Source organism: Serratia sp. BNK-33-b, from assembly GCF_048684565.1.
Lineage (GTDB): Bacteria > Pseudomonadota > Gammaproteobacteria > Enterobacterales > Enterobacteriaceae > Serratia > Serratia marcescens.
The window spans coordinates 3,186,555-3,208,290 of sequence record NZ_JBLQTZ010000001.1; the positions used below are offsets into that span (position 1 = coordinate 3,186,555).

Genomic DNA, 21,736 nt, shown 5'->3' on the forward strand with positions numbered 1-21,736 from the left:
ACGGGCATAGTAAGCGCCATCTGACGCAGGTAATGACTTTTTCGGTGACGGGATGTCGTTGCAATCGCGAATAATTTATCGAAAATCCAATTAAGGAGCGTTGCATGTTTGCAGTAATCTTCGGGCGTCCTGGCTGTCCTTATTGTGTCCGCGCTAAAGAACTGGCGGAAAAACTGACTGAAGAACGCGACGATTTCAACTTCCGTTACGTTGACATCCACGCGGAAGGCATCACCAAGGCCGATCTGGAAAAAACCGTCGGTAAACCGGTTGAAACCGTGCCGCAGATCTTCCTGGACGAGAAGCACATCGGCGGTTGCACCGATTTCGAAGCTTACGCTAAAGAACACCTGAACCTGTTCCAGTAAGTTTTTGAACGACAAAAAAGGCGCTTAACGCGCCTTTTTTTATTGCCGCTGCCGCCGGTGCAGCTGCTGCAGCGTGTGCAACAGACCGAGGGCGAACAGCATCAGCATCGCGCCGAACACGCACCAAAACACCGCGCTGGTGGCGTAAGCCAATTCCTGCCAAAACGAATAGGACGGCGTCAGCCAGAAGTGGCGGATCAGCAGGCACAGCGGCAATGCATACAGCGCCCCCAGCAACGGACACAGCAGCCGCTTGCGGCTCGACAAATAGCTGGCGATTGCGCCGGGGATCACAAACAGCAGCAGGCCGGTTTCACCGTGGTGCTCATGATCCGTGCTGCCGAACAGGCCGGTTTGCTGGCCGAGAAACACCAGGCTGAACAACAGAAAACAGCTGAGAATGCCCAGCCAATATCGATAACTCGTCATGCGAATTCTCCCCCGCCCAATTACCGCATCAATAGAAATCGGCCCGGTCACCCGTGCGGTGACGCTGAACCGAATTTTTTCCTTGGTCAAAAGAGAGTTAAATGCGCCCGGCGGCGCAGGAAATCAGCTTTCGGTGCTGGCTGTCATCGGTCATAGCGTCTAGAATGAACGCCGCCGAACGATGGTTCGCTTCGCTTTCTGCTGGTGGTGATTTATGACGTCGTTTTAAGGCTGAATTTATCTCTTATAGTTATCTATATCAAGCACTTACTGGTAAACAATAAGTTATCCTCCGTGAACATAAACGTCGCTAGTTTGTTAAACGGTAACTACATTCTGTTACTGTTCGTGGTACTCGCGCTGGGGCTGTGCCTCGGTAAACTCCGTCTGGGCTCCGTCCAACTCGGTAATTCCATTGGCGTTTTAGTGGTTTCCCTGTTGCTCGGCCAGCAACACTTCGCCATTAACACCGAGGCGCTGAATCTCGGCTTCATGCTGTTTATTTTCTGCGTCGGGGTGGAAGCCGGGCCTAACTTTTTCTCGATTTTCTTCCGCGACGGCAAGAATTACCTGATGCTGGCGCTGGTGATGGTCGGTTCGGCAATGGTGATCGCCATCGGCCTCGGCAAGCTATTCCACTGGGACATCGGCCTGACCGCCGGCATGCTGGCCGGCTCGATGACCTCGACGCCGGTGCTGGTGGGCGCCGGCGATACGCTGCGCAACACCATCGTCAACGGCCCGGCGCTGCTGGCGGCGCAGGATCATCTGAGCCTCGGCTATGCCCTCACCTACCTGATCGGCTTGGTCAGCCTGATTTTCGGCGCGCGCTACCTGCCGAAGCTGCAGCACCAGGATCTGTCCACCTCCGCCCAGCAGATCGCCCGCGAACGCGGCCTGGACACCGACAGCCAGCGCAAGGTCTACCTGCCGGTGATCCGCGCCTACCGCGTCGGCCCCGAGCTGGTGGCCTGGGCCGACGGCAAGAACCTGCGCGAACTGGGCATCTACCGCCAGACCGGCTGCTACATTGAACGCATCCGCCGCAATGGCATTCTGGCCAACCCGGACGGTGACGCGGTGCTGCAGGTGGGCGACGAGATCTCGCTGGTCGGTTATCCGGACGCCCACGCGCGGCTGGATCCGAGCTTCCGCAACGGTAAGGAAGTGTTCGACCGCGATCTGCTCGACATGCGCATCGTGACCGAAGAGATCGTAGTGAAGAACAGCAACGCGGTGAACAAACGCCTGAGCCAGCTGAAGCTGACCGACCACGGTTGCTTCCTCAACCGCGTGATCCGCAGCCAGATCGAAATGCCAATCGACGACAGCATCGTGCTCAACAAGGGCGACGTGCTGCAGGTGAGCGGCGACGCGCGCCGGGTGAAAAGCGTGGCGGAGAAGATTGGCTTTATCTCGATCCACAGCCAGGTGACCGATCTGCTGGCGTTCTGCGCCTTCTTCATCATCGGCCTGCTGATCGGCCAGATCACCATTCAGTTCAGCAACTTCTCGTTCGGCATCGGCAACGCCGCCGGCCTGTTGATGTCCGGCATCATGCTCGGCTTCCTGCGCGCCAACCACCCGACCTTCGGTTATATTCCGCAGGGCGCGCTGAACATGGTGAAAGAATTCGGCCTGATGGTGTTTATGGCGGGCGTGGGCCTGAGCGCCGGCGCCGGCATCGGCCACAGCCTGGGCGCGGTCGGCGGCCAGATGCTGATCGCCGGGCTTATCGTCAGCCTGGTGCCGGTGATTATCTGCTTCCTGTTCGGCGCCTACGTGCTGCGCATGAACCGCGCCCTGCTGTTCGGCGCCATCATGGGCGCCCGCACCTGCGCGCCGGCGATGGAGATCATCAGCGACACCGCGCGCAGCAACATCCCGGCGCTAGGCTATGCCGGCACCTACGCCATCGCTAACGTGCTGTTAACGCTGGCGGGTTCTCTCATCGTGGTGCTATGGCCGGGCATACTCGGCTGATCGATTAGCGGGAGAGATGGATCGGCGATAAAAATATTTTGATTTTTTTGTCGCCGGCCAGAACTTTCGTTGGGGGCCGCAGTCTGAATTAGTGCCACTGCTTTTCTTTGATGTCCCCATTTTGTGGAGCCCGATAATCCCGCCTTTTAGGTTCAAGATTATCGGGTTTTTTGTTGCCCTGAAAAAATACCCTTATAAAACAATGCTTCGAAAAACACATAACTACCCTGTGGCGACAAAGTGGCGACAGCCATTTCACGGACATAAAAAAACCTGCTTTCGCAGGCTTCTTGTTAAATCCAAAGTGTTCCCTGATTGCTTCGGGTTGGGTGTGGCGGAGCGATATCAACTTTGCCCGGTGATACGATCTGCCGCTGAATAGATTCCAACGTCATAAAAGTACAACTGCAATTTATGTTTTGGCATTGATGATAACGCTCTTTAGTGTTCTCACTGAGATAGCGGCTTGTGCGGAGCGTACGTGCCGCCGTGATCACAACTCGCCGATGTACGTTAAGCGCAACATTTTAGCGTCAACGTTCATCCCACACCGGCTGTTAAGTCAGCGGGAGTTTAGCCGCTATGCGCTGGATTATCTGGTGTTCGGTAACGCCTATTTAGAAGAGCGCCAAAATCGGCTCGGGGCGCCGCTGCAACCGAAATCCTCCCCGGCCAAGTACACACAACGCGGTGTGGATCGAGGCGCTTACTGGTTTGTGCAGGACTGGAAAGAGGCGCACCGGTTCAAGACCGGAAGCGTTTTCCACCTGATTGAGCCGAACATCAATCAGGAACTGTACGGCCTGCCGGAATACCTTAGCGCGCTTAACTCCGCATGGTTGAATGAAACGGCAACACTATTTCGCTGTAAATACTATCAAAACGGCGCGCACGCCGAGTACATCCTTTATATGACCGATGCGGCACAGAGTACCAGTGAAGTTGACAGAATGCGTCAAGCCATGCGTGATACCAAGAGATTAGAGAACTTTCGCAATCTGTTTATGTATGCTCCGAATGGCAAGCCGGACGGTATTAAGATTTTGCCGCTGAGTGAGGTTGCAACCAAAGATGACTTTTTCAATATCAAGAATGCTACACGGGATGATTTATTGAGCGCGCACCGTGTACCTCCTCAGATGATGGGAATTATTCCGAACAATACCGGCGGTTTCGGGGATGTGAAAAAGGCCGCTCAGGTGTTTGTGCGCAACGAGTTAACGCCGCTGCAAGAGCGCAAGATAGAGGTGAACGACTGGATCGGGGAAGAGGTGATTAGATTCACGCCGTATGAGTTGCCGACCGAATAAGCAAAAAGCCGCCAGCGATTGGCGGCATATTTTCATAAAATAGCTAACCTTAAAATAATTATATCTACCATCGCTCGCCAGGTGTACCATCTCTCAAATAATATTTCTTTCCATCGCAGATGCTTTTAAACACAGCTTGAATATGAATAGGATAAGTTGAAATATCCACACTCTTTACCATTTGTCTAAGACTACCCAAGTCAATTACATCACCAAAAGTATCGTGGTCAATTTGAACAAATGGACCATTGCTAGAATCGCTACCAGACTCACTAATTATCTCGGCAACTCTAACCATGCCATCCTTACCACGCAACACTGAGTCCATAAACTCAGCCGTCCTCTCTTTGGAAGATCTCTTTAACTCGAAAAATATATGTGACTCAAGATAGTTTTTAATATACATCTTGCCGCTAATTGCTTTGACAGCCATCTCTTGATAGAGAATTTCAAGTCCAGTCAACTGCTCCTCTGAAACCCATGGCTTATCATAATCATCCCCTTTCAGTTGACTCCGAACTTTATATAAAACATCGGCAGCCAAAGGCGCATTTTCTTCACGACCAATTATCCCTCTAATTAACTCATACTTATTATTACTTTCTGATATTATTTTATTTGTGAGCCAGTTCATTTTTCTATATAGATCTTTGGATAAAAATCCAAAATTACCCCGCAAAGATAATATTAACTTATCAGAAAAAAGGAATGCATCATAAATACAGGTTAACACATCAAAGCTTTTATCTTTGCACATGCCTGCATAATTCGTCATCATTTCGAAGAATCTTTCATCAGCATCTTCGGAAGCTACTCTAATAAGAAAATCATCCCTGTCAACATCTCCATTTATAAAATCAATAATCTCCTGATCAGAAAAATACCCTGCAGGGGTTTTATAATGAAATGCAACATGTAACCTTTGTGGTGCTGACACTCGACCAGCAGAATCGGCATCGGAAACACCATAATGCGAATAGCCTCCGGTTGCCAGAAGTGGGAAAATCTCCCCAAGAAGACCATTTATTAACTTACGCTCTTTTTCGCTAAAATCATCTAACTTTTTGGATCGCTCATCACTAAATGATTTCACTATCGAATCAGGTTTCTCTGTCATAAGTCCGTCATTTGAAATCCTCTTACCGATGTACGCTTCTGGCGTATTTTTTATATGTTCATATACCACATTCGACTTAGTGGAGATTAACGACAAAGCAAAAAGATCTGCGAAACATACTTGCCCTTCCACTTGTTCCAACACAAACCTTAGGTGGTTAAAAAATCTTTTTAACTCCCTAGGGTTTCTGATAAGATGTTTGAAATAGTTGTGATAAATCCAGCTTAACCTTTCTTGATCACTTTCAAACCTTTCCGTTAATAACTTATCGCTCAGATTCTCTAGTTCAGCATTTGCAAGATCTCTCATCCCTCTTTCAGAAATTATAGGCAAGGGCACCCGTAGTTGAACTATCTTATTTAAGTACTCGGAAGTATTAACAATGCCATTTTTATCTAATACAGAGACAAGATAATTAGAGTCAAAGGCTAAAAGAAACGAAGTACCAGGAAAATCAGCGACGGCTTTTACAAGGCGCAAAATCTGAAATGTTTCGGATGGAGTCAACCTATCAATATCATCAATAATTATTACAATCGGGTTTTTTATCTTCCTTATTGCAATCTCAACCCTTTCCTTCCTACCCAAAAGGTCAAGCTTTTTTAGTTCAGCAATATTTTTAGTAGCACGCCCAAATCTAGACAACGTTTTTTCTATTATTGATGCCCACGGTTCCGCACCTGGAACAAGCTTTGCTACACTAAAGAGACTAGAGTATGCAATCATTTCCCTAGAAGTCTCAAGTGCCGCATCAGATTTGTCTTTAATATTAAGTTGTGAAGAGAATTGCATTAAGAAATCTTGTATTAATGACTCGGGATTACCAGCTAACCAAGGATTGTACTCAATAATGATTGGCAAGTATTCCTTTTCATTTAAAGCACCTTTAACAAGATTTATTACTGATGTTTTTCCATATCCCCACTCCCCTTCCAGAGATACAGTAAGACAATCATCATCGCAATTTAGTAATAGTATATTTGCTAGATGATTTGCAAAGCCCAGTCTATTTAATAAATCAGGATCATCTGACCCACCGTGTATCGGTTGATCATTGTGATATTTACCCATACATAGTTCCATTTTTTGTAGTTACTACTAACACTTGTTAGCCCGACTATATTGAATTTAAACATAAGTAAACAACTATAACAAGCAAAGAAAAAATTAGCACGATACTTATATAACGCTGATTTATTTTTAAATAAACATTATAAATCTCTGACAAAAAGCTAACTTCCAGATAAGACATAAGTGAAGCGCCTGAGAACGCACATATTTCTTCAGACTCAAAAATAGACAACGACATCCCGAACGATGATAAATAGCTGTAGCGATATGCCGGCAGCGATTTCGAAAGATGTTAAAAACTACCTGCACGCAATGCTATCCCCGCCTCGCCTGCGCGCTTTATGTGTCGCTTTTAATGCAGTTGCGTGATTCGGCGCGATCTGCGCCAGTACTGGCGCCGCGTGGAAAAAAACCACCGGATCATCATGCGATTTCATGCATCTAAAGCATGCATTGGATATTTGCTATAATTCACAGAGCAAGCATCCAACAGCAGTCAGGAGCATGATATATCTTCTCAGATAAACAGTTTGTTTTTATACTATTCCATTAATTACCTCTTTCATATTCAACCAGGAAGTTACAATGAGTAAAATTAGTAGAAATGCAGAATGTTGGTGCGGTTCCAGAAAGAAATATAAACGATGCCACTATAATCGCGATAAACAAACTCCTTTTTCGCGCGGTGATGCCCAAAGTCTACTTACCTTATTTTCAAATGTGAGCAGATGTAGCGTACCCGATAGAATCAAACATGAATGTCAGACAAGAATAGTTAAAGCTCATACTTTATCGAAGGGCAATAGTTTAAACGCCATAGCTCATGCGGGGCATGTTCTAGGCATAAAGCATGGTTTAAGCAGTTTAGAGAGAAACAATGGACGGATAACTTTAGAGAAGATAGGTGTCAATCAGGCATCTACTTTCACTGGTTTTTGTTCTTATCATGATAAGGAACTTTTTTCTTGTGTAGAAGATGAACCATTTAAAGTCACTAAGAAGCAATGCACTATGCTTGCATATAGACCACTTATGAGAGAAGTTTACGTTAAAGAAGCCAACTATAAAGCAATGGAACTGACAAGAGAGTTTGATAGAGGCATGTCATTTCCTGAACAGTTAGCATGGGCTAAAATGGCTAATATTAATATCAATGGCGCAAAACTGAGCTTATCTGATTTAAATCACATAAGAAATCGAGTGGAAAAATCTATTGAAGACTATTCTTTCGATGTTCTCAATCATTTTATTTTATATTTAGAACAGGTACCAAACATTATGGCATGCGGAATTCACGCACCTATAGCCGATATATTTTGCAATGAATTACAACAAATTACACCTTCAGAAGACAAAAGACCTGCGTATATGGCTGTCAATATTTTGGCACTAGACAAAAATGGTTATATGATATTCTCATGGCTACCTGAGGATAGTGAAATTATAAATAAATTTATAAGCGCCATCAAAATGTGTAGCTTTGACTTGCTCGGCGACAAGCTAACAAATTACACATTCACATTTTTCGAAAATGTTTTCGTTTCTGAGCCATGGTGGGAATCATTAGGCGAAACAAAAGAGCACATAAATAAACTCATAATGCAAGGTGTTATTATGCATGTTTATGACCTTTCCATGATTGAAAATGACAACCATCAATACAATGCTATTAATGTCAACCATTTTGTCGAGCTGAATTAATTCCCATAGTATCATTTATAAAACTCGGACATAGATTCTCAATATTTAAAAAACACTAGGCAATGGTTGCCATGCAAAATAAATTAAACATCAGTGAGTAATTTCGTATAATATTTACTCCTTAGCTTAGCAATATGTAGCAACGTCCACTTTTAGCACAGAGCCACCCTGCTTGATTAGGTTAAGCTCTGTGCTGTGACAATGTCATATCAAGTTTGAGAAATACAATTTTTAGCACAGATATCCTTATCTTCTGTGTCACGCCTGAATAGGGCATGCGCAAAATTATCACACTTCAGTAAAGATTTCTTTGCTCTATTTCTATACGCACGCATCCTCTCCCATCCATGCAGCGGCGTGCTTCCTGTGACCATGTGAAGAGCGTATTTCGTTGCCATGTCGCGTCTAAAAGCCACGTCCGAAAGCAATCAGTCGAGTGTCAAAGATGCAGGAATGATAAGGAGACAGGAAGGAGAAAGGAGAAAGGCTCCGCCAACCGGGAATGGCCAGCGGAGCGGCGTCAGGCGGCGGTTATTTCTGCTCAGCCTGGCTTACGGTATCTTCGGCTTTCCAGATGCGGTATTTCACTTCCGCGTCTTTCGGCGCATACACTACGATCGGCAGGCGGCTGTTGTAACGCTGCATCGCGGCGTCGCCCAGGTTGGCGGCGATGAATTGCTTGGTCTTGGTGTTGTCCGGGCAGGCCATCATGGTCGAGGCCGGTTCAGACAGCTTCTCCAGCACCAGGTAGTCGTAACCCCAGCCGGACAGGGTTTTGGTCTCCAGCGTGCCGCCGATCATATGGCGGTTGCAGTCCACTTCCAGCGTCTTGCCGATCAGCAGCTCTACCTTGTAGTTCTCTTCGTGTTCTTGCTTCGGCAGGTAGATCACCTGGCGATTCATGCCCTTCTCGGCTTTCGGGTAAGGCGCGACTTTTTCCAGCGGCTGTTTGCTCATGTCTGCGTCATCGCTAGAGGTCGCCGCCATAGCGCCGGCGGAAACGGCCATCAGCAGGCCGGAAAATACAACGGATGCCTTGTTCATGTTTTATCCCTACACTTTTTGTCAAATAATCCGCCTATAAACTAATACACTACCGCCATGCTCGCCACAAGTTTAATCTTCTTTACAATAGGAGATGAATAGTGACAATCGCCTGATATCACCCATTAACCGGAGCAATACCCCAAAAAACCGCCGGTTAATACGAGAAAAACACGCGCTGACCGGCGCCCAAGCGGGTGCATCAGATAGGGTTCTCTTGCCGCAGGACTAAGGTTTTCTTAAGACAGAATTATTACAGTGGCGCTATTCAATCCTGTCACCGAGCCTGCGCGTGAATCCAGAATCGTCATTAAATCAATCCTCAACGGCACAGCAAATTAAGACAACCGCCCTTTACTCCCTGCCGACATCCTTTTACCGTTGGCAAGTTTTTGGCCTGCTGATCAGCGGTTTGGTATTCCTGTGGCTCTCCCGCAACGAACAGCTGGACTGGGCGATCAGCAATTATTGGTACGATGCCGCCAGCGGGCATTTCCCGTGGCAAAACAATTATTGGCTGGATCTGATCAATCACCGTCTGTTGAAGCAGATAGTGATCGTGGGAGCGGTGCTCACGCTGTTTTGGGGCATCTATCGCCGCAGCGCGCGCCTGATTGTCAGCATGCTGCTTCTCGGCATCGGCCCGCTGGTGGTGGGCATTCTCAAGGCCACCAGCGCGCACTCCTGTCCGTGGGATCTGATCGAGTACGGCGGCAAGGCGATGTCCTTCCCTTTATTCGGCGCGGTACCGGCGCTGCCGGGCCCCGGTCGCTGTTTCCCCGGCGGGCACGCCTCGAGCGGTTTCGCGGTCATGGCGTTGTTTTTCCTGTTTTATCCGCAGCGCCCGCGCTTGGCCTGGTGCTGCTGGTGTGGCGGCATTGCGCTCGGCATGTTGATGGGCTTTGGTCAGATCATGCGCGGCGCACATTTTCTTACCCATAACCTGTGGGCGGGTTGGTGGGTTTGGTTAAGCCAGTTGGCTATTTATTGGATGATTAGCGGCTATTGGCGCCGCAAGATGAGGTAACGGTTATGGAGCAGTTAAACCATGTTCTTTTCGCCTGGATCAATGCGACCCCGGCATCTCCCGAATGGATGATCGATTTCGCCACCTTTTTGGCGCGCGATCTTATCATTATCGTGCCGCTGCTGATCGTCGGGCTGTGGCTGTGGGGGCCGCGAAGCCAGCTGGTTTCACAGCGCGAAGTGGTGGCGAAAACCACGATCGCGCTGCTGTTCGCCATGCTTGCCGCCTCCGCTATCGGCGCGCTGCTGCCGCATGAGCGTCCGTTCGTCGCCGGCGTGGGTTATACCTTCCTGGCGCACGCGCCGGACAGCTCGTTCCCCAGCGATCACGGCACCGCCATCTTTACCTTTGCACTGGCGTTCCTGTTCTGGCACCGGGTCTGGTCCGGCGCGCTGCTGATGATTGTCGCCGTCGGCATCGCCTGGTCACGCGTTTACCTCGGCGTGCACTGGCCGCTGGATATGGTCGGCGGTTTCCTGCTCGGCCTGGTCGGCTGCCTGTTCGCTCAGCTGGTATGGAATCTGTTCGGTGATGTCCTCGCCGACAAGCTGTCGCGTCTGTATCGCTTCCTGTTTGCCTTCGCCATTCGCCGCGGCTGGGTGAAAGAATAACCGCATAACATGACAGGGGCGTTACCGCCCCTGCTTTCACACCACGCCGGTGGTCACGCAAAACGCCCGCGTTTTTCCCGCTCCCAGCATCACCCCCTCACCCTCTGGCGCATTCGGGCGGCAGTTTGCCGGCTGGATAAAAGCAAGCAGCCGCCTGTTGCCCTGGACAGCGATGCGCCGCAGGCCATAGTTGAATTGCCCGGTGGCAAAACGCGTCACATAGCGCCGGCCTTGCGGCGCCAGCATAAAGAACTCGGCCTGATCCACGTAGCGCGTCAGATCGTCGGAGCACAGCAGTTCCTGCCCGATCGTATCCCCTGACAAAGCCGGCGTCGGCAGGTTCTGGCGGAATACCGCGTCGGGAATGCAATCATAGTTGAGGCGGCAAACATAGCGCAGCGGCTGCGGCCGCTCGCCCAGGTTGGTAATCTTCATCTCTATGGCGAACTGCGCGCTCTGGGCCGCCAGACGCAGCGCCGGGCCGATGCGCCAACGCTCGCCCAACCGCTCGCCTTCACCGTGCAACGTCAGCTCATCGCCCGCCAGCTGCAGCCACACGCGTTGCATCTGGATCGGCGCGCCGTCGTGACCCGGCCAGGCGGGACAGAACGCGGCGTCGTCAGCGCGCTTTCTTCCGGCGCCCCGCGTGCTGCGGCGGCCCGATTTCAGCGAATGACCGTCAAACTCAGCGTCCCAGATCGCGAGGCCCTGATACGGTAAAACCCTCAGCGCGCCACGGCAATTCGCCAGCGTCAGCATCAGCCCGCGTTCTGCGCAGCGATGCGCGCTCACCGCGAAATCCGCGTTGCGGAACAGTTCCTGCCGATGCGTCCCGAAAGCTTCAGGAGCCAGATCGATGTTGATCTCCATCTTTTTTCCCCTCGACGTTTCGCCCGTGCAGGCCGCGAGCAGCCACTGAAAATGTTATTAAAATAACAAATAATCCTCCCCTAAGTTATACAGATAACAGTGAAGTAACTATGATCTCGTCGACATTTTTCAAATCCCGCTAGGTTTATCGATGTTGAAATGTTATTATTTTCACATTACCTATCCATGCTATTTTCTCAACTTCACTAAGGAACCGCGATGACCACCGAAAGCATCGATTACGCCAGCTATGTTGACCACACCCTGCTGGCCATGGACGCCACCGAAATGCAGATCGCCAAACTGTGCGAAGAAGCGCAGCAGCACAACTTCTATGCGGTATGTGTCAACTCCGGCTATGTGCCGCTGGCGGCCCAGCTGCTGCAGGAAAGCACCGTGAAAGTCTGTTCGGTGATCGGTTTCCCGCTGGGCGCCGGCCTGACCGTCGCCAAAGCCTTTGAAGCCAAAGCGGCGATCGCCGCCGGCGCGCAAGAGATCGACATGGTGATCAACGTCGGCTGGTTGAAAAGCGGCCTGCTGGACGAAGTGAAAGCCGACATCGCCGCCGTGCGCGAGGTTTGCGCGGCGATCCCGTTGAAGGTAATATTGGAAACCTGCCTGCTCAGCGATGCGCAGATCGTCCAGGTTTGTGAAATGTGTCGCGAACTCGATGTCGCCTTCGTGAAAACCTCCACCGGCTTCAGCACCGGCGGCGCTCGGGAAGAGCACGTCAAACTGATGCGCGAGACCGTGGGCAGCGAAATGGGCGTGAAAGCTTCCGGCGCCGTGCGCGATCGCGCCACCGCCGAGAAGATGATTAAAGCCGGCGCCACGCGTATCGGCACCAGCTCCGGCGTCGCCATCGTCTCCGGCGCCCAGCCGGCGGCGGGCAGCTACTGATCGTCGGCTTGCCCTGACGGGCATGGCCATACACTCCGATGCGGGACAATACGGGCGGTTGATGCGGCCCGATATTGCCCCGCATCGTTGTGTTTAGCGTCGGAAATGCCGGCTCGCCTTTTATCTCTATTACCTGTGGGAAGACGGATCTATGGAAACGCGGCGCGAAGAACGTATCAACCGGTTAGTTCAGGCGTTAAAACGCGCTGACAAGATCCACCTGAAAGAAGCCGCCGCGCTGCTGGGGGTCTCGGAGATGACCATTCGCCGCGATCTGAGCGCCGAACCGGCGGCCGTGGTGTTGCTCGGCGGCTACGTGGTGACCGATCCGCGCAGCAACGGCGTGACCAACTACTTCGTTTCCGATCAAAAAGCCAAACAGGTCACGGAGAAACGGCGCATCGGACTGCTGGCAGCGCCGCTGATCAATGAAAACGACACGGTGTTTTTTGACTGCGGCACCACCACCCCGGCGATCATCGACGCCATCGCCGACGAGCTGGCTTTCACCGCCGTGTGTCATTCGCTGAACACCTTCCTGGCGCTGCAGGACAAACCGAACTGCAAGGTGGTTCTGTGCGGCGGCGAGTTCAAGCCGAACAACTACATCTTTTCCAGCGTCGGCGGCCGCAACGAGCTCGATCACATCTGCCCGAACATCGCCTTTATCTCCGCCGCCGGCCTCAGCCTGCAGCACGGCGCCACCTGCTTCAACTTCGACGAGCTGGAAATGAAGCATCGCGCCATGGCGATGGCGCAGCAAAAGATCCTGGTGGCAGACCACAGCAAGTTCGGCAAAACCAAGCCGGCCTGCATCGGCCCGCTGACGCAGTTCGATCGGGTGATCACCGATCGCCAGCCGGGCGCCGACTTCCTGGCGTTCTTCAACGACAACGCCATCGCTATCCGCTATTAATCCGCCTTCAGCGCCGTCATAACCGACGGCGCACCGCGTCGATATCCCTCTTTCTCCGCCGAAAAATGAACAAATAATGCGCAATCAATTCGCGTTTTTCACTTATCCGCACGCAACATCAGGTTAATAAAATGCAACAGCTCACCCGAGTGATTATTTTTTCGCAGGCTAACCACGCGGTCGGCTGGGTGAATTAACGGCTATTTATGGCTTTTATATGATAAATCGTGCCAAAGGCCAGGAAGTTTAAATAAACGGCGGTTTACGCGATTGCAGCAAATCTCACCAATACCTGTTAGGTATCTGTTATTTATATGATGAATGGTTACGCATTTTTATCCGCTAACCACGTAAGTAATTTCCCTTCGTTACTAGCGGTGAATTTTAAATAAAAACCATTAAAAACAAAAATATAAATTCAATTTACCTTAAAAACACAATGTGATCCACATCACTAAAACTGCTTAATCCGGGTTTTTAGCTAGATCCAAAACCACGCATAAAATATATTGCTCGGCTTGCTGCTGGGCACAGCGCTTTATCCGGCTAATTATTGTACAAGCCACATAATCGCAGAAATTTTTATGAGAGCGTTCTCAGCACAAAATCTTACACAAATGTGCAACAAATGCGCGAAAAATCGATTAAAAAGCAGATAACTGCACATATTACGCATTTGAGAGCAGGATCACGGTTGTTTCTACTGTAAATCGTTATCTTGCCGCCAACAAAAATCGACAGGCAATGACCTGTCGGCAGCGGTAACGACTTTTATCACCCGTGAAGGTGAAAAGTCTTTAGTGAATTACCCGGCGCTGTGCCTTGGTAATGAACGCAATAAACAACCAGGGGGACGCCAAAACATCCCCGCAAGCAACACCTGATTCTTACCGCAAGCGTTGCCTGAATAGGACGTTTGACGGTTTAACCTTAAGTTTTGCCTTTTAATTTTAAATTCGTGTTCACTTCGGAGATATTTATGGACACTACACAGACCGGCACAATTGCCTCTGCGGCCTCGGGCTCCAGCAGTACCTGGCGTAAAACGGATACCATGTGGATGTTGGGCCTGTACGGCACCGCCATCGGCGCAGGCGTCCTGTTCTTGCCCATCAACGCCGGCATCGGCGGTTTGATTCCTCTGATCATCATGGCCATCATCGCTTTCCCGATGACCTTCTTTGCCCACCGCGGCCTGTGCCGTTTCGTTCTGTCCGGCAAAAATCCCGGTGAAGACATCACCGCCGTGGTGGAAGAGCACTTCGGCATCACCGCCGGCAAACTGATCACCCTGCTGTACTTCTTCGCCATCTACCCGATTCTGTTGGTTTACAGCGTGGCGATCACCAATACCGTCGACAGCTTCATCACCCACCAGTTGGGCATGACGTCGCCGCCGCGCGCCATCCTGTCGCTGATCCTGATCGTCGGCCTGATGACCATCGTGCGCTTCGGTGAGCAGGCCATCGTGAAAACCATGAGCATCCTGGTCTTCCCGTTCGTAGCGGTGCTGATGCTGCTGGCGGTATACCTGATCCCTAACTGGACCGGCGCCATCTTCGAAAACGTGTCGCTGTCCGGCAGCGGTACCGGCATGGGTCACGGCCTGATCATGACTCTGTGGCTGGCGATCCCGGTGATGGTGTTCTCCTTCAACCACTCGCCGATCATCTCCGCCTTCGCCGTCGCCAAACGCGAAGAGTACGGCGCGGACGCCGAGAAGAAATGCTCCCGCATTCTGGCTTACGCGCACATCATGATGGTGCTGACCGTGATGTTCTTCGTGTTCAGCTGCGTGCTGAGCCTGACGCCGGAAAACCTGGCGGAAGCCAAGGCGCAGAACATCTCGATTCTGTCTTACCTGGCTAACCACTTTAACAACCCGATGATCGAGTACATCGCGCCGGTTATCGCCTTCGTCGCCATCACCAAATCGTTCCTGGGCCACTACCTGGGCGCCCGTGAAGGCTTCAACGGCCTGGTTGCCAAGTCAATGAAGAGCCGCGGAAAAACCGTCAGCACCGCCAAGCTGAACCGCATGACCGCTATCTTCATGCTGGTGACCACCTGGATCGTCGCCACCCTGAACCCGAGCATCCTGGGCATGATCGAAACCCTGGGTGGCCCAATCATCGCCATGCTGCTGTTCCTGATGCCGATGTACGCCATCCGTAAAGTGCCTGCCATGCGCAAGTACAGCGGCCACATCAGCAACGTATTTGTGGTTGTGATGGGTCTGATCGCCATCTCTGCTATCGTGTTCAGCCTGCTCGGCTAATCACGTCCGGCCGGCGCCGCTGCGCGCCGGCCCTCCCGCACTGCCCCCATTTCCCGTATTCACCGCCTGAAACCTGAAGAAGGAGGCGAGACCATGGTCAGCGTTTTCGATATTTTCAAAATTGGCATTGGCCCATCCAGTTCTCACACCGTTGGTCCGATGAAAGCCGGCAAACAGTTCATTGACGATCTGATCGCCCACCAGCAGCTGCAGGACACCACCCGCGTGGTGGTCGACGTGTACGGTTCGCTGTCGTTGACCGGTAAAGGCCACCATACCGATATCGCCATCATCATGGGCCTGGCCGGCAACCTGCCGCACGACGTGGACATCGACAGCATTCCGGGCTTTATCCGCGACGTCGAACAGCGCGGCCGCCTGCCGCTGGCCAACGGCCACCACGAGGTGGATTTCCCGCAGCATGGCGGCATGAATTTCCACGGCGATAACCTGCCGCTGCACGAAAACGGCATGCGCATCCGCGCCTTCGCCGGTGAACGCTTGCTGCACAGCAAAACCTATTACTCGATCGGCGGCGGTTTCATCGTCGACGAAGAGCACTTCGGCCAGTCCGCCGAGGGCGCAACGCCGGTGCCCTACCCGTTCAAATCGGCGCACGATTTGCAGCAGCATTGCAAAGAGACCGGGCTGTCGTTGTCCGGCCTGGTGATGCAGAACGAGCTGGCGCTGCGCAGCAAAGCGGATATCGACGCGCACTTCGCCGACGTCTGGCAGGTGATGAGCGCCGGTATTGAGCGCGGCATCAACACCGAAGGCCTGCTGCCCGGCCCGATGAAGGTGCCGCGCCGCGCCGCCGCGCTGCGCCGCATTCTGGTGACCGGAGACAAGAACAATATCGACCCGATGAACGTGGTCGATTGGATCAACATGTTCGCGCTGGCGGTCAACGAAGAGAACGCCGCCGGTGGCCGCGTGGTTACCGCCCCGACCAACGGCGCCTGCGGCATCATCCCTGCGGTGCTGGCCTACTACGACAAGTTCATCCGCCCGGTGAACGCCAATTCCTACACCCGCTACTTCCTGGCGTCCGGCGTGATTGGCGCGCTGTACAAGATGAACGCTTCGATCTCCGGCGCCGAAGTGGGTTGCCAGGGGGAAGTGGGCGTGGCCTGCTCGATGGCGGCGGCCGGGTTGACCGAGCTGCTGGGCGGCAGCCCGGCGCAGGTGTGCATCGCGGCGGAGATCGCCATGGAGCACCATTTGGGACTGACCTGCGATCCGCTCGCCGGCCAGGTTCAGGTGCCTTGCATCGAACGCAACGCCATTTCCGCCGTCAAGGCAGTCAATGCCGCGCGCATGGCGATGCGCCGCACCAGCGAACCGCGGGTTTGTCTGGATAAGGTAATCGAAACCATGTACGAAACCGGCAAAGACATGAACGCCAAATACCGCGAAACCTCACAGGGCGGGCTGGCGATCAAGGTCGTGGCCTGCAACTGATCGCCACGGCAAGGCACTTAAGGCGCCGGCCGGTCCGATTTGGCCGGCGCCGTCTCAATGCCGTTCCTTCCCTGCCGCAACGCCCGGCTGAATGCCGGTTCGAGCCCCATGGCGCCGGGACGGGCGCTGTGTCGCAGCCACCCATAAAGCTCGGCATTACGCCGGAATCCCATTTTGCGCATAACGCTCATCTTGTGGTTGCTGACGGTTTTCACGCTGATGTCCAGCATCCGTGCGATTTGCGTCACCCCCATCTCCCGCGTCATACAGCGCATGATCTCCTGTTCACGCAGCGTCAGGCCACGGTGCTGGCATATGCAGTTCCTGCCACAACCCGGCCTGCCCGGCCATTTGCTGCGCCGCTCCAGCTCGGTGCTCACCTGATACAGCGCCGAGACCAACGGCGTATCGTGGTAGATAACACCGGCCTCCAGCGCGCAACGGTTCCCAACGGTGCGCTTATGCCGCCCCTCCGGCGTTCGCAACGAGAAATACAGCGTTTTGCGCCCCGCGGTCTGCGTCTCAAAGAAGTGACAAAAACAGCTTTGCACGCCGGGAGGAAAATAGCAGAACACCAGATCGGCTTCGTGAACCTGCCGCGCATCCAGTAACAGCGTGCGCTTGCCGTAAGTGCTGAAATGCAGCGCCAGAGCCTCCTGCCAGCCGGCGCTGAAGTAACGGTTTTCATCAAATAGCGCGATTTTTATCATCGTGTTCATCCCTGCCCTCCCGCCGTTCCGGCTTCCCGTTTAACCGCCTGGGCGCCCTTTGCCGGCGCCTGACTGTTGTCGATGCGTAATTCATAAATCATGGTGGCGTTAGGTGGCACTTTCGGCGGATAGCCGGTTTCGCCGTAGGCCAGCGCCGGCGGCACGACCATCGTCAGCGAACCGTGGTTGTGCAGATGGCTTATCGCCTCCCTGAACAGCGGCGGATACTCGGACAGCGGTTGCGACAGCACCTTGCCGCTCAGTTCCATATCCTGGATCACCGTACCGTCGGTCAACTTCTCCTTCACGACCACATCGACCACCGCCGTTGGCGCCAGCGCGCCCTCCCCGGCGTAATCCACCCGATACCAAAAGCCCATCGCCGACTGCTTTACGCCCTTTTGTTGACTGAATCGCGCCAGGTAATCTTCATCACGCCGCCGCTGTTCGTTAACGCGTTTCTCACGCGCGGCCACGGCGGCGGCATCCGCCTGCGCCGTCAGCGCATCCAGTTCATCCGGCGGCAACCGCAAACGCCCCGAGACGCTATCGATGACGCCCGCCAACAGGCTGTCGCGATCCACTGGCACGCCCCAACTTTGACGCTCCGCCACTACCCCCTGAATGTCCCGCCCCAGCGCACTGCCCGCCGCATAGGACAAACGCTTGCGATCATCCTTCAACTGCTCCGGCGTCATCTCCCATTGCAGCCGCTTACGCAACGCCAGCAGGTCTTCGCGCGCCTGCTGAGTCGCCTTCTGCTCACCGGCCCGCTTCTGCTCGCTTTCTTCCAACGCGGCGCGCAGAGCCTTCAACGCCTCCTGGTGCTCGCGTTGGCGTTGTGCAAGCGTCTGTGCCGATGCCTGCGCGGCAGACTCAAGTTCGGTGACGCGCCGTTCGGCCTGCGCCGCCGTCGCTCTGCTTTGGGCGGTTTCCTGCGTCGCCTGACGCAGCAGCGCCTCGGCGCGCTGCGCGTCGGGCGAGCCGCGCCAGGCGGTGCCCAACCCGGCGATCCACTTTTGCAGCGTTGACGAATCGGGCAACGTCGCGACGGATGGCGTCGCTTTCTCCGCCCGCAACGCGGCGAGTTCCTGGCGCAACATCGTCAGTTCCATTCGCTGGCGCGCCAGCTGTTGGTCACGCGCCAATAACTCCTGGGTCAGCGTAAAAGCTTTGGCCGGTGAGGCTGGCTTATTGTTGTCCGACGAGCGCTTCGCGGGTTCACGCTTTTTTTGCCCCGACTCGCGTTCGACTGGCGCCGCTTTTTCGTTCGTCGGCACGATGTTTTGCCGTTGATACTGCTCGGCAAACTGCAGCAGCGCCGGCACGCCGTCGTCCGCCAGCGCGACGCCGGAGAACAGCAGAGCGACGCAGCCCAGCAGGCGCAGCCTCATTTAATCTGCTCCCCACGATCCGCCAAGCCGGTCAACACCGCCTGATTCACCCCGGCGCACAGATAGTTGACCTTGTAGCGATACAGCGCATCCACCGTCTCCTGCGTGTCGCCGTTTACCCGGGCGCGCAGGCTGGCGTACTGTGAAGCGCCGCTCATCAGGCTGTCGAAGGCCTGTTTATAGCGCTGATACTGTTTCTCGTCGATCGCGCGCAATGCGCCCAGTTGCTGCTGGCACTGCTGCAGCTGTTCGGCCTCACGCTGCTTGCGCAAAGCCTCTTCTGACGGAGGTTGCACAACCTGATTTTTAGTGTTCACGGCGGGCTTGCCCGACTTTTGGCTTTGGCAAGCGGCGGCGCTCAACGCCAACAGGCACAGCAGCCCCATGCGCAGGGCGTGATTGACGTGCTTTCTCATCATTGCGTTTCTTGTCCTTGTAGACGCTTATTCGTATTCCAACGTAAAAGTGGCCACCGCGCTGAAGGTGCCGCGGCCGATGGACTTCGTCTGGATAGCCTCCGGTTCCCCTTGCACATAGGCCTGCAGCGTAAGCGTGGTGTTGCCGGCACTCAGGCGGAATTTATCGCTGGCGCGATTGAGCGGCAGCGCCTTGCCGCTGCTGTCTTCCAGCCCGATACCGATCCCCGACGCCAGGCTGCCGGCATCCGGTGCCAACAGGCCGGGCAGTTTGGCGTTCTCGGTGCCGGTAAACGTGATAGCCACCGTATTGCCCAGGCTGAGATCGCACTCGGTCAGGTGCAACGCGAAGGTTTGACTGTGGGAACGGGTGTTCAGATACAGGTATTTGTCGACGATGGTGCCGAAATCCAGTTGGATATCCTCATCTCCCGGCTGAATGACGCACGGCTCAGCCACCAGCGTGCCGTGAAAGCGCATGTTTTCCGCCGCGGCCGCCGACTGCGCCATTATGCCGGCCGCCATGACCATGCCAGCCCCCAACAGCGCGCTCCGGCGCCGGTTCGTCTCTGTCGCGCGCATGACGCCACTCCCTTTGGTTGTGCTTGCGCCGACCGGGCGCAAGCGGCGTATTAGTCGTAGTAAAGCCGGAAATCGATCGCCGCACGGTAAGCGCCGGCGCTCAGCGTCGCCGGGGTGCGCACCGGCGTCACCGTATACGTCAGGGTGTTCTGCCCCGGCGTCAGCAATACCGGTTTGTTACGCGCGCCGAGGCGCACAGGCAGGCCGCTGGCATCCGCCAGCTGCAACCCCAACCCGGTGACGCCGGCAACCCTGATCAACCCCGGCGCGTCGTCATCCGTCGGCGCGGCAAACGCCACGGACACCGCAGGCTGGCTGCCGCTCCAGGCCAGCACACCGGTCCAGGCATCGCGGTTGCTCGCCGGCGCCCGCAGACAGTCTTTCAGCGTCAGCTCGAACGCCACCGGCGTGCCGCGATCGCCCGGGCGCTGGAGGTGCGCCGTTCCCGTCTCACCCAACCACACTTCCTGACGAGCGGTGGTCATTTCCAGGCTGCAGGCGCTTTCCGTCAACGCGCCGTAGACGTGGAGCGTACCGTTCGCCCCCTCCACGTCCCAGTTGTCCACCGCGCGGGCCGGCGGCATCAGCATCAGCATCGTGCCCGCCGTCAGCGGTACCATCAGCGCGGCCAACACCGTCAGGCCGATAGTGCGTCGCTGATGACGTTCATAGGCCTTTCCCAACAGCATGGGGGTCTTTCGTTGCATGATTCGTTCACTCCGCTGTGTTCATGACTCGGTCTTCCCTGCTTGCGCGCGGCTCGTCATTTGGCGGCCTTCACGGCCTGGCAGGCACTGCCGGCGCAGCGGAAGTTCAACTGCGGCCGCCCGCCGTAATCGTTGATGTACGCCAGCGACGGCGCGTTGCCGAGGCTCGCGGCGGAAACGTTCAACGGGGCGCTGGCCTTCGGCGCCACCATCAGCGGTTCAAAGCCGGCGGCCCCTTTGCCGCCCTTGCCGGCGCTCGCCTCAACGATCGTCACGTAATACGGGGTCGGGTTGTTCACCACGTACTTGTCACCCTGCCGGGTCAGGGTCAGTTGCTCCTGCCACGGCGCCGCGTTCTTCTTCGGGGCGAGCGCCGCCGGGCGATAAAACATTTTGATGCGGGTCTGCAACGCTATCTGCAGCGTGTTCGGCTTATTGCTGCGCGGCGGTATTTCGCGCAGGTTGAAGTAATACAGCGTCTCCCGGTCCTGCGGCAGCTGACGCGCGGCCGGCAGCGACTGGATCTTCACCTGGCTCGGTTTACCCGGCTCCACCCGTTGCACCGGCGGCAGCACGGTGAAGGGGCTTTGGATCTTGTTGCCGCGATCGTCTTCGATCCATCCCTGCGCCAGATACGGCAACTGTTTGTTCTGGTTACTGATGTTGAGACTGACCGTTTTCAGGTCGCCGTCGAAAATCACGCGCGTGCGATCCAGCGCGATAGCCGCATGAGCGGGCAGGCCGACCGCGCCGAGCGTCAATGCGGCGGCGAGCGGGCCCACAAGGGAAACGGTCTTTCTGGTCATAGTCAGATTCATCATGTCTTCACGGTTCCAGTCGG

General features: G+C 54.3%; 21 protein-coding genes. 10 read left to right on the top strand and 11 right to left on the bottom strand.

The genetic code is table 11. The features are described 5' to 3' along the window. Positions 1–104 precede the first annotated feature (104 nt). Complete coding sequence (locus ACMGGK_RS15330; protein WP_004938676.1) at positions 105–368, top strand: GrxA family glutaredoxin; 264 nt, start codon at positions 105–107, stop codon at positions 366–368. Between the two features lie 39 nt (positions 369–407). Here ACMGGK_RS15330 and ACMGGK_RS15335 read toward each other — a convergent pair whose 3' ends face one another. Then, complete coding sequence (locus ACMGGK_RS15335; RefSeq protein ID WP_004938679.1) at positions 408–797, bottom strand: inner membrane protein YbjM; 390 nt, start codon at positions 795–797, stop codon at positions 408–410. 294 nt (positions 798–1,091) lie between these two features. On the opposite strand from ACMGGK_RS15335, the gene ACMGGK_RS15340 reads away from it, so the two are divergent. After that, a complete protein-coding gene (locus ACMGGK_RS15340) occupies positions 1,092–2,780 on the top strand; it encodes an aspartate:alanine antiporter (RefSeq protein WP_004938680.1) in 1,689 nt (562 codons plus the stop codon). 293 nt (positions 2,781–3,073) lie between these two features. Here the strand turns inward: ACMGGK_RS15340 and ACMGGK_RS15345 are convergent, their stop codons facing one another. Beyond that, positions 3,074–3,277: an ogr/Delta-like zinc finger family protein gene (locus tag ACMGGK_RS15345; protein WP_420277003.1), complete on the bottom strand. Its 204-nt coding sequence runs from the start codon at positions 3,275–3,277 to the stop codon at positions 3,074–3,076. 9 nt (positions 3,278–3,286) lie between these two features. Between ACMGGK_RS15345 and ACMGGK_RS15350 the strand changes: the two genes are divergently transcribed. After that, entirely contained in the window at positions 3,287–4,090 is an 804-nt protein-coding gene (locus ACMGGK_RS15350; RefSeq protein ID WP_420277004.1) for a phage portal protein, read from the top strand. 64 nt (positions 4,091–4,154) lie between these two features. Here the strand turns inward: ACMGGK_RS15350 and ACMGGK_RS15355 are convergent, their stop codons facing one another. Beyond that, positions 4,155–6,278, bottom strand: a complete 2,124-nt coding sequence (locus tag ACMGGK_RS15355; RefSeq protein WP_147827002.1) for a KAP family P-loop NTPase fold protein — start codon at positions 6,276–6,278, stop codon at positions 4,155–4,157. Positions 6,279–6,863: 585 nt separating this feature from the next. On the opposite strand from ACMGGK_RS15355, the gene ACMGGK_RS15360 reads away from it, so the two are divergent. Next, the gene (locus ACMGGK_RS15360) at positions 6,864–7,979 is read left to right on the top strand and encodes a YecA family protein (protein ID WP_420277005.1); all 1,116 of its coding nucleotides are present in this window, start codon (positions 6,864–6,866) and stop codon (positions 7,977–7,979) included. A 531-nt stretch (positions 7,980–8,510) separates the two neighbouring features. On the opposite strand, the gene eco is transcribed toward ACMGGK_RS15360, so the two are convergent. Further along, the gene (gene eco, locus ACMGGK_RS15365; protein WP_420277006.1) at positions 8,511–9,023 is read right to left on the bottom strand and encodes a serine protease inhibitor ecotin; all 513 of its coding nucleotides are present in this window, start codon (positions 9,021–9,023) and stop codon (positions 8,511–8,513) included. Positions 9,024–9,315: 292 nt separating this feature from the next. Here eco and ACMGGK_RS15370 point away from each other — a divergent pair, with 292 nt between their 5' ends. Together ACMGGK_RS15370 and ybjG are read left to right on the top strand one after the other, a co-directional pair. Then, positions 9,316–10,050: a phosphatase PAP2 family protein gene (locus ACMGGK_RS15370; protein ID WP_033634209.1), complete on the top strand. Its 735-nt coding sequence runs from the start codon at positions 9,316–9,318 to the stop codon at positions 10,048–10,050. A 5-nt stretch (positions 10,051–10,055) separates the two neighbouring features. Further along, positions 10,056–10,661, top strand: a complete 606-nt coding sequence (gene ybjG / locus ACMGGK_RS15375) for an undecaprenyl-diphosphate phosphatase (protein ID WP_028127970.1) — start codon at positions 10,056–10,058, stop codon at positions 10,659–10,661. A 36-nt stretch (positions 10,662–10,697) separates the two neighbouring features. Here the strand turns inward: ybjG and ACMGGK_RS15380 are convergent, their stop codons facing one another. Next, a complete protein-coding gene (locus tag ACMGGK_RS15380) occupies positions 10,698–11,531 on the bottom strand; it encodes a hypothetical protein (protein ID WP_049299039.1) in 834 nt (277 codons plus the stop codon). Positions 11,532–11,750: 219 nt separating this feature from the next. Between ACMGGK_RS15380 and deoC the strand changes: the two genes are divergently transcribed. The 4 genes from deoC (at position 11,751) to ACMGGK_RS15400 (ending at position 17,086) form a co-directional block, all read left to right on the top strand. After that, entirely contained in the window at positions 11,751–12,431 is a 681-nt protein-coding gene (gene deoC / locus ACMGGK_RS15385) for a deoxyribose-phosphate aldolase (RefSeq protein WP_016928371.1), read from the top strand. Positions 12,432–12,582: 151 nt separating this feature from the next. Then, positions 12,583–13,347 carry a DNA-binding transcriptional repressor DeoR gene (gene deoR, locus ACMGGK_RS15390; RefSeq protein ID WP_016928372.1) on the top strand — a complete coding sequence of 255 codons (765 nt, stop codon included), beginning with the start codon at positions 12,583–12,585 and terminating at the stop codon, positions 13,345–13,347. Between the two features lie 979 nt (positions 13,348–14,326). After that, the gene (locus ACMGGK_RS15395) at positions 14,327–15,625 is read left to right on the top strand and encodes an HAAAP family serine/threonine permease (protein ID WP_004938697.1); all 1,299 of its coding nucleotides are present in this window, start codon (positions 14,327–14,329) and stop codon (positions 15,623–15,625) included. Between the two features lie 93 nt (positions 15,626–15,718). Beyond that, positions 15,719–17,086 (top strand): L-serine ammonia-lyase, encoded by a 1,368-nt coding sequence (locus ACMGGK_RS15400; RefSeq protein WP_048796783.1) that lies wholly within the window; start codon positions 15,719–15,721, stop codon positions 17,084–17,086. Between the two features lie 17 nt (positions 17,087–17,103). Here ACMGGK_RS15400 and ACMGGK_RS15405 read toward each other — a convergent pair whose 3' ends face one another. The 6 genes from ACMGGK_RS15405 to ACMGGK_RS15430 form a co-directional block, all read right to left on the bottom strand. Beyond that, a complete protein-coding gene (locus tag ACMGGK_RS15405) occupies positions 17,104–17,805 on the bottom strand; it encodes a helix-turn-helix domain-containing protein (RefSeq protein ID WP_193842684.1) in 702 nt (233 codons plus the stop codon). Beyond that, entirely contained in the window at positions 17,802–19,190 is a 1,389-nt protein-coding gene (locus ACMGGK_RS15410) for an FKBP-type peptidyl-prolyl cis-trans isomerase N-terminal domain-containing protein (RefSeq protein WP_420277007.1), read from the bottom strand. The genes ACMGGK_RS15405 and ACMGGK_RS15410 overlap by 4 nt, the downstream gene beginning before the upstream one ends. Next, on the bottom strand, positions 19,187–19,609 hold the full coding sequence (locus ACMGGK_RS15415; RefSeq protein WP_033645816.1) for a hypothetical protein: 423 nt from the start codon (positions 19,607–19,609) through the stop codon (positions 19,187–19,189). The genes ACMGGK_RS15410 and ACMGGK_RS15415 overlap by 4 nt, the downstream gene beginning before the upstream one ends. Before the next feature lie 24 nt (positions 19,610–19,633). Then, positions 19,634–20,188, bottom strand: a complete 555-nt coding sequence (locus ACMGGK_RS15420; RefSeq protein WP_342140339.1) for a fimbrial protein — start codon at positions 20,186–20,188, stop codon at positions 19,634–19,636. A 50-nt stretch (positions 20,189–20,238) separates the two neighbouring features. Beyond that, positions 20,239–20,877 carry a fimbrial protein gene (locus ACMGGK_RS15425; RefSeq protein WP_420277456.1) on the bottom strand — a complete coding sequence of 213 codons (639 nt, stop codon included), beginning with the start codon at positions 20,875–20,877 and terminating at the stop codon, positions 20,239–20,241. Between the two features lie 74 nt (positions 20,878–20,951). Then, positions 20,952–21,716: a fimbria/pilus periplasmic chaperone gene (locus ACMGGK_RS15430; protein ID WP_420277008.1), complete on the bottom strand. Its 765-nt coding sequence runs from the start codon at positions 21,714–21,716 to the stop codon at positions 20,952–20,954. Positions 21,717–21,736: the final 20 nt, after the last annotated feature.

Bases quoted from the DNA above. Each gene is read 5' to 3' on its own strand.
- ACMGGK_RS15330 (WP_004938676.1), top strand. From the start codon at position 105: ATGTTTGCAGTAATCTTCGGGCGTCCTGGCTGTCCTTATTGTGTCCGC.
- ACMGGK_RS15335 (WP_004938679.1), bottom strand. From the start codon at position 797: ATGACGAGTTATCGATATTGGCTGGGCATTCTCAGCTGTTTTCTGTTG.
- ACMGGK_RS15350 (WP_420277004.1), top strand. From the start codon at position 3,287: ATGTACGTTAAGCGCAACATTTTAGCGTCAACGTTCATCCCACACCGG.
- ACMGGK_RS15355 (WP_147827002.1), bottom strand. From the start codon at position 6,278: ATGGGTAAATATCACAATGATCAACCGATACACGGTGGGTCAGATGAT.
- ACMGGK_RS15360 (WP_420277005.1), top strand. From the start codon at position 6,864: ATGAGTAAAATTAGTAGAAATGCAGAATGTTGGTGCGGTTCCAGAAAG.
- eco (WP_420277006.1), bottom strand. From the start codon at position 9,023: ATGAACAAGGCATCCGTTGTATTTTCCGGCCTGCTGATGGCCGTTTCC.
- ybjG (WP_028127970.1), top strand. From the start codon at position 10,056: ATGGAGCAGTTAAACCATGTTCTTTTCGCCTGGATCAATGCGACCCCG.
- ACMGGK_RS15380 (WP_049299039.1), bottom strand. From the start codon at position 11,531: ATGGAGATCAACATCGATCTGGCTCCTGAAGCTTTCGGGACGCATCGG.
- deoC (WP_016928371.1), top strand. From the start codon at position 11,751: ATGACCACCGAAAGCATCGATTACGCCAGCTATGTTGACCACACCCTG.
- deoR (WP_016928372.1), top strand. From the start codon at position 12,583: ATGGAAACGCGGCGCGAAGAACGTATCAACCGGTTAGTTCAGGCGTTA.
- ACMGGK_RS15395 (WP_004938697.1), top strand. From the start codon at position 14,327: ATGGACACTACACAGACCGGCACAATTGCCTCTGCGGCCTCGGGCTCC.
- ACMGGK_RS15400 (WP_048796783.1), top strand. From the start codon at position 15,719: ATGGTCAGCGTTTTCGATATTTTCAAAATTGGCATTGGCCCATCCAGT.
- ACMGGK_RS15405 (WP_193842684.1), bottom strand. From the start codon at position 17,805: ATGAACACGATGATAAAAATCGCGCTATTTGATGAAAACCGTTACTTC.
- ACMGGK_RS15410 (WP_420277007.1), bottom strand. From the start codon at position 19,190: ATGAGGCTGCGCCTGCTGGGCTGCGTCGCTCTGCTGTTCTCCGGCGTC.
- ACMGGK_RS15415 (WP_033645816.1), bottom strand. From the start codon at position 19,609: ATGATGAGAAAGCACGTCAATCACGCCCTGCGCATGGGGCTGCTGTGC.
- ACMGGK_RS15420 (WP_342140339.1), bottom strand. From the start codon at position 20,188: ATGCGCGCGACAGAGACGAACCGGCGCCGGAGCGCGCTGTTGGGGGCT.
- ACMGGK_RS15425 (WP_420277456.1), bottom strand. From the start codon at position 20,877: ATGCTGTTGGGAAAGGCCTATGAACGTCATCAGCGACGCACTATCGGC.
- ACMGGK_RS15430 (WP_420277008.1), bottom strand. From the start codon at position 21,716: ATGATGAATCTGACTATGACCAGAAAGACCGTTTCCCTTGTGGGCCCG.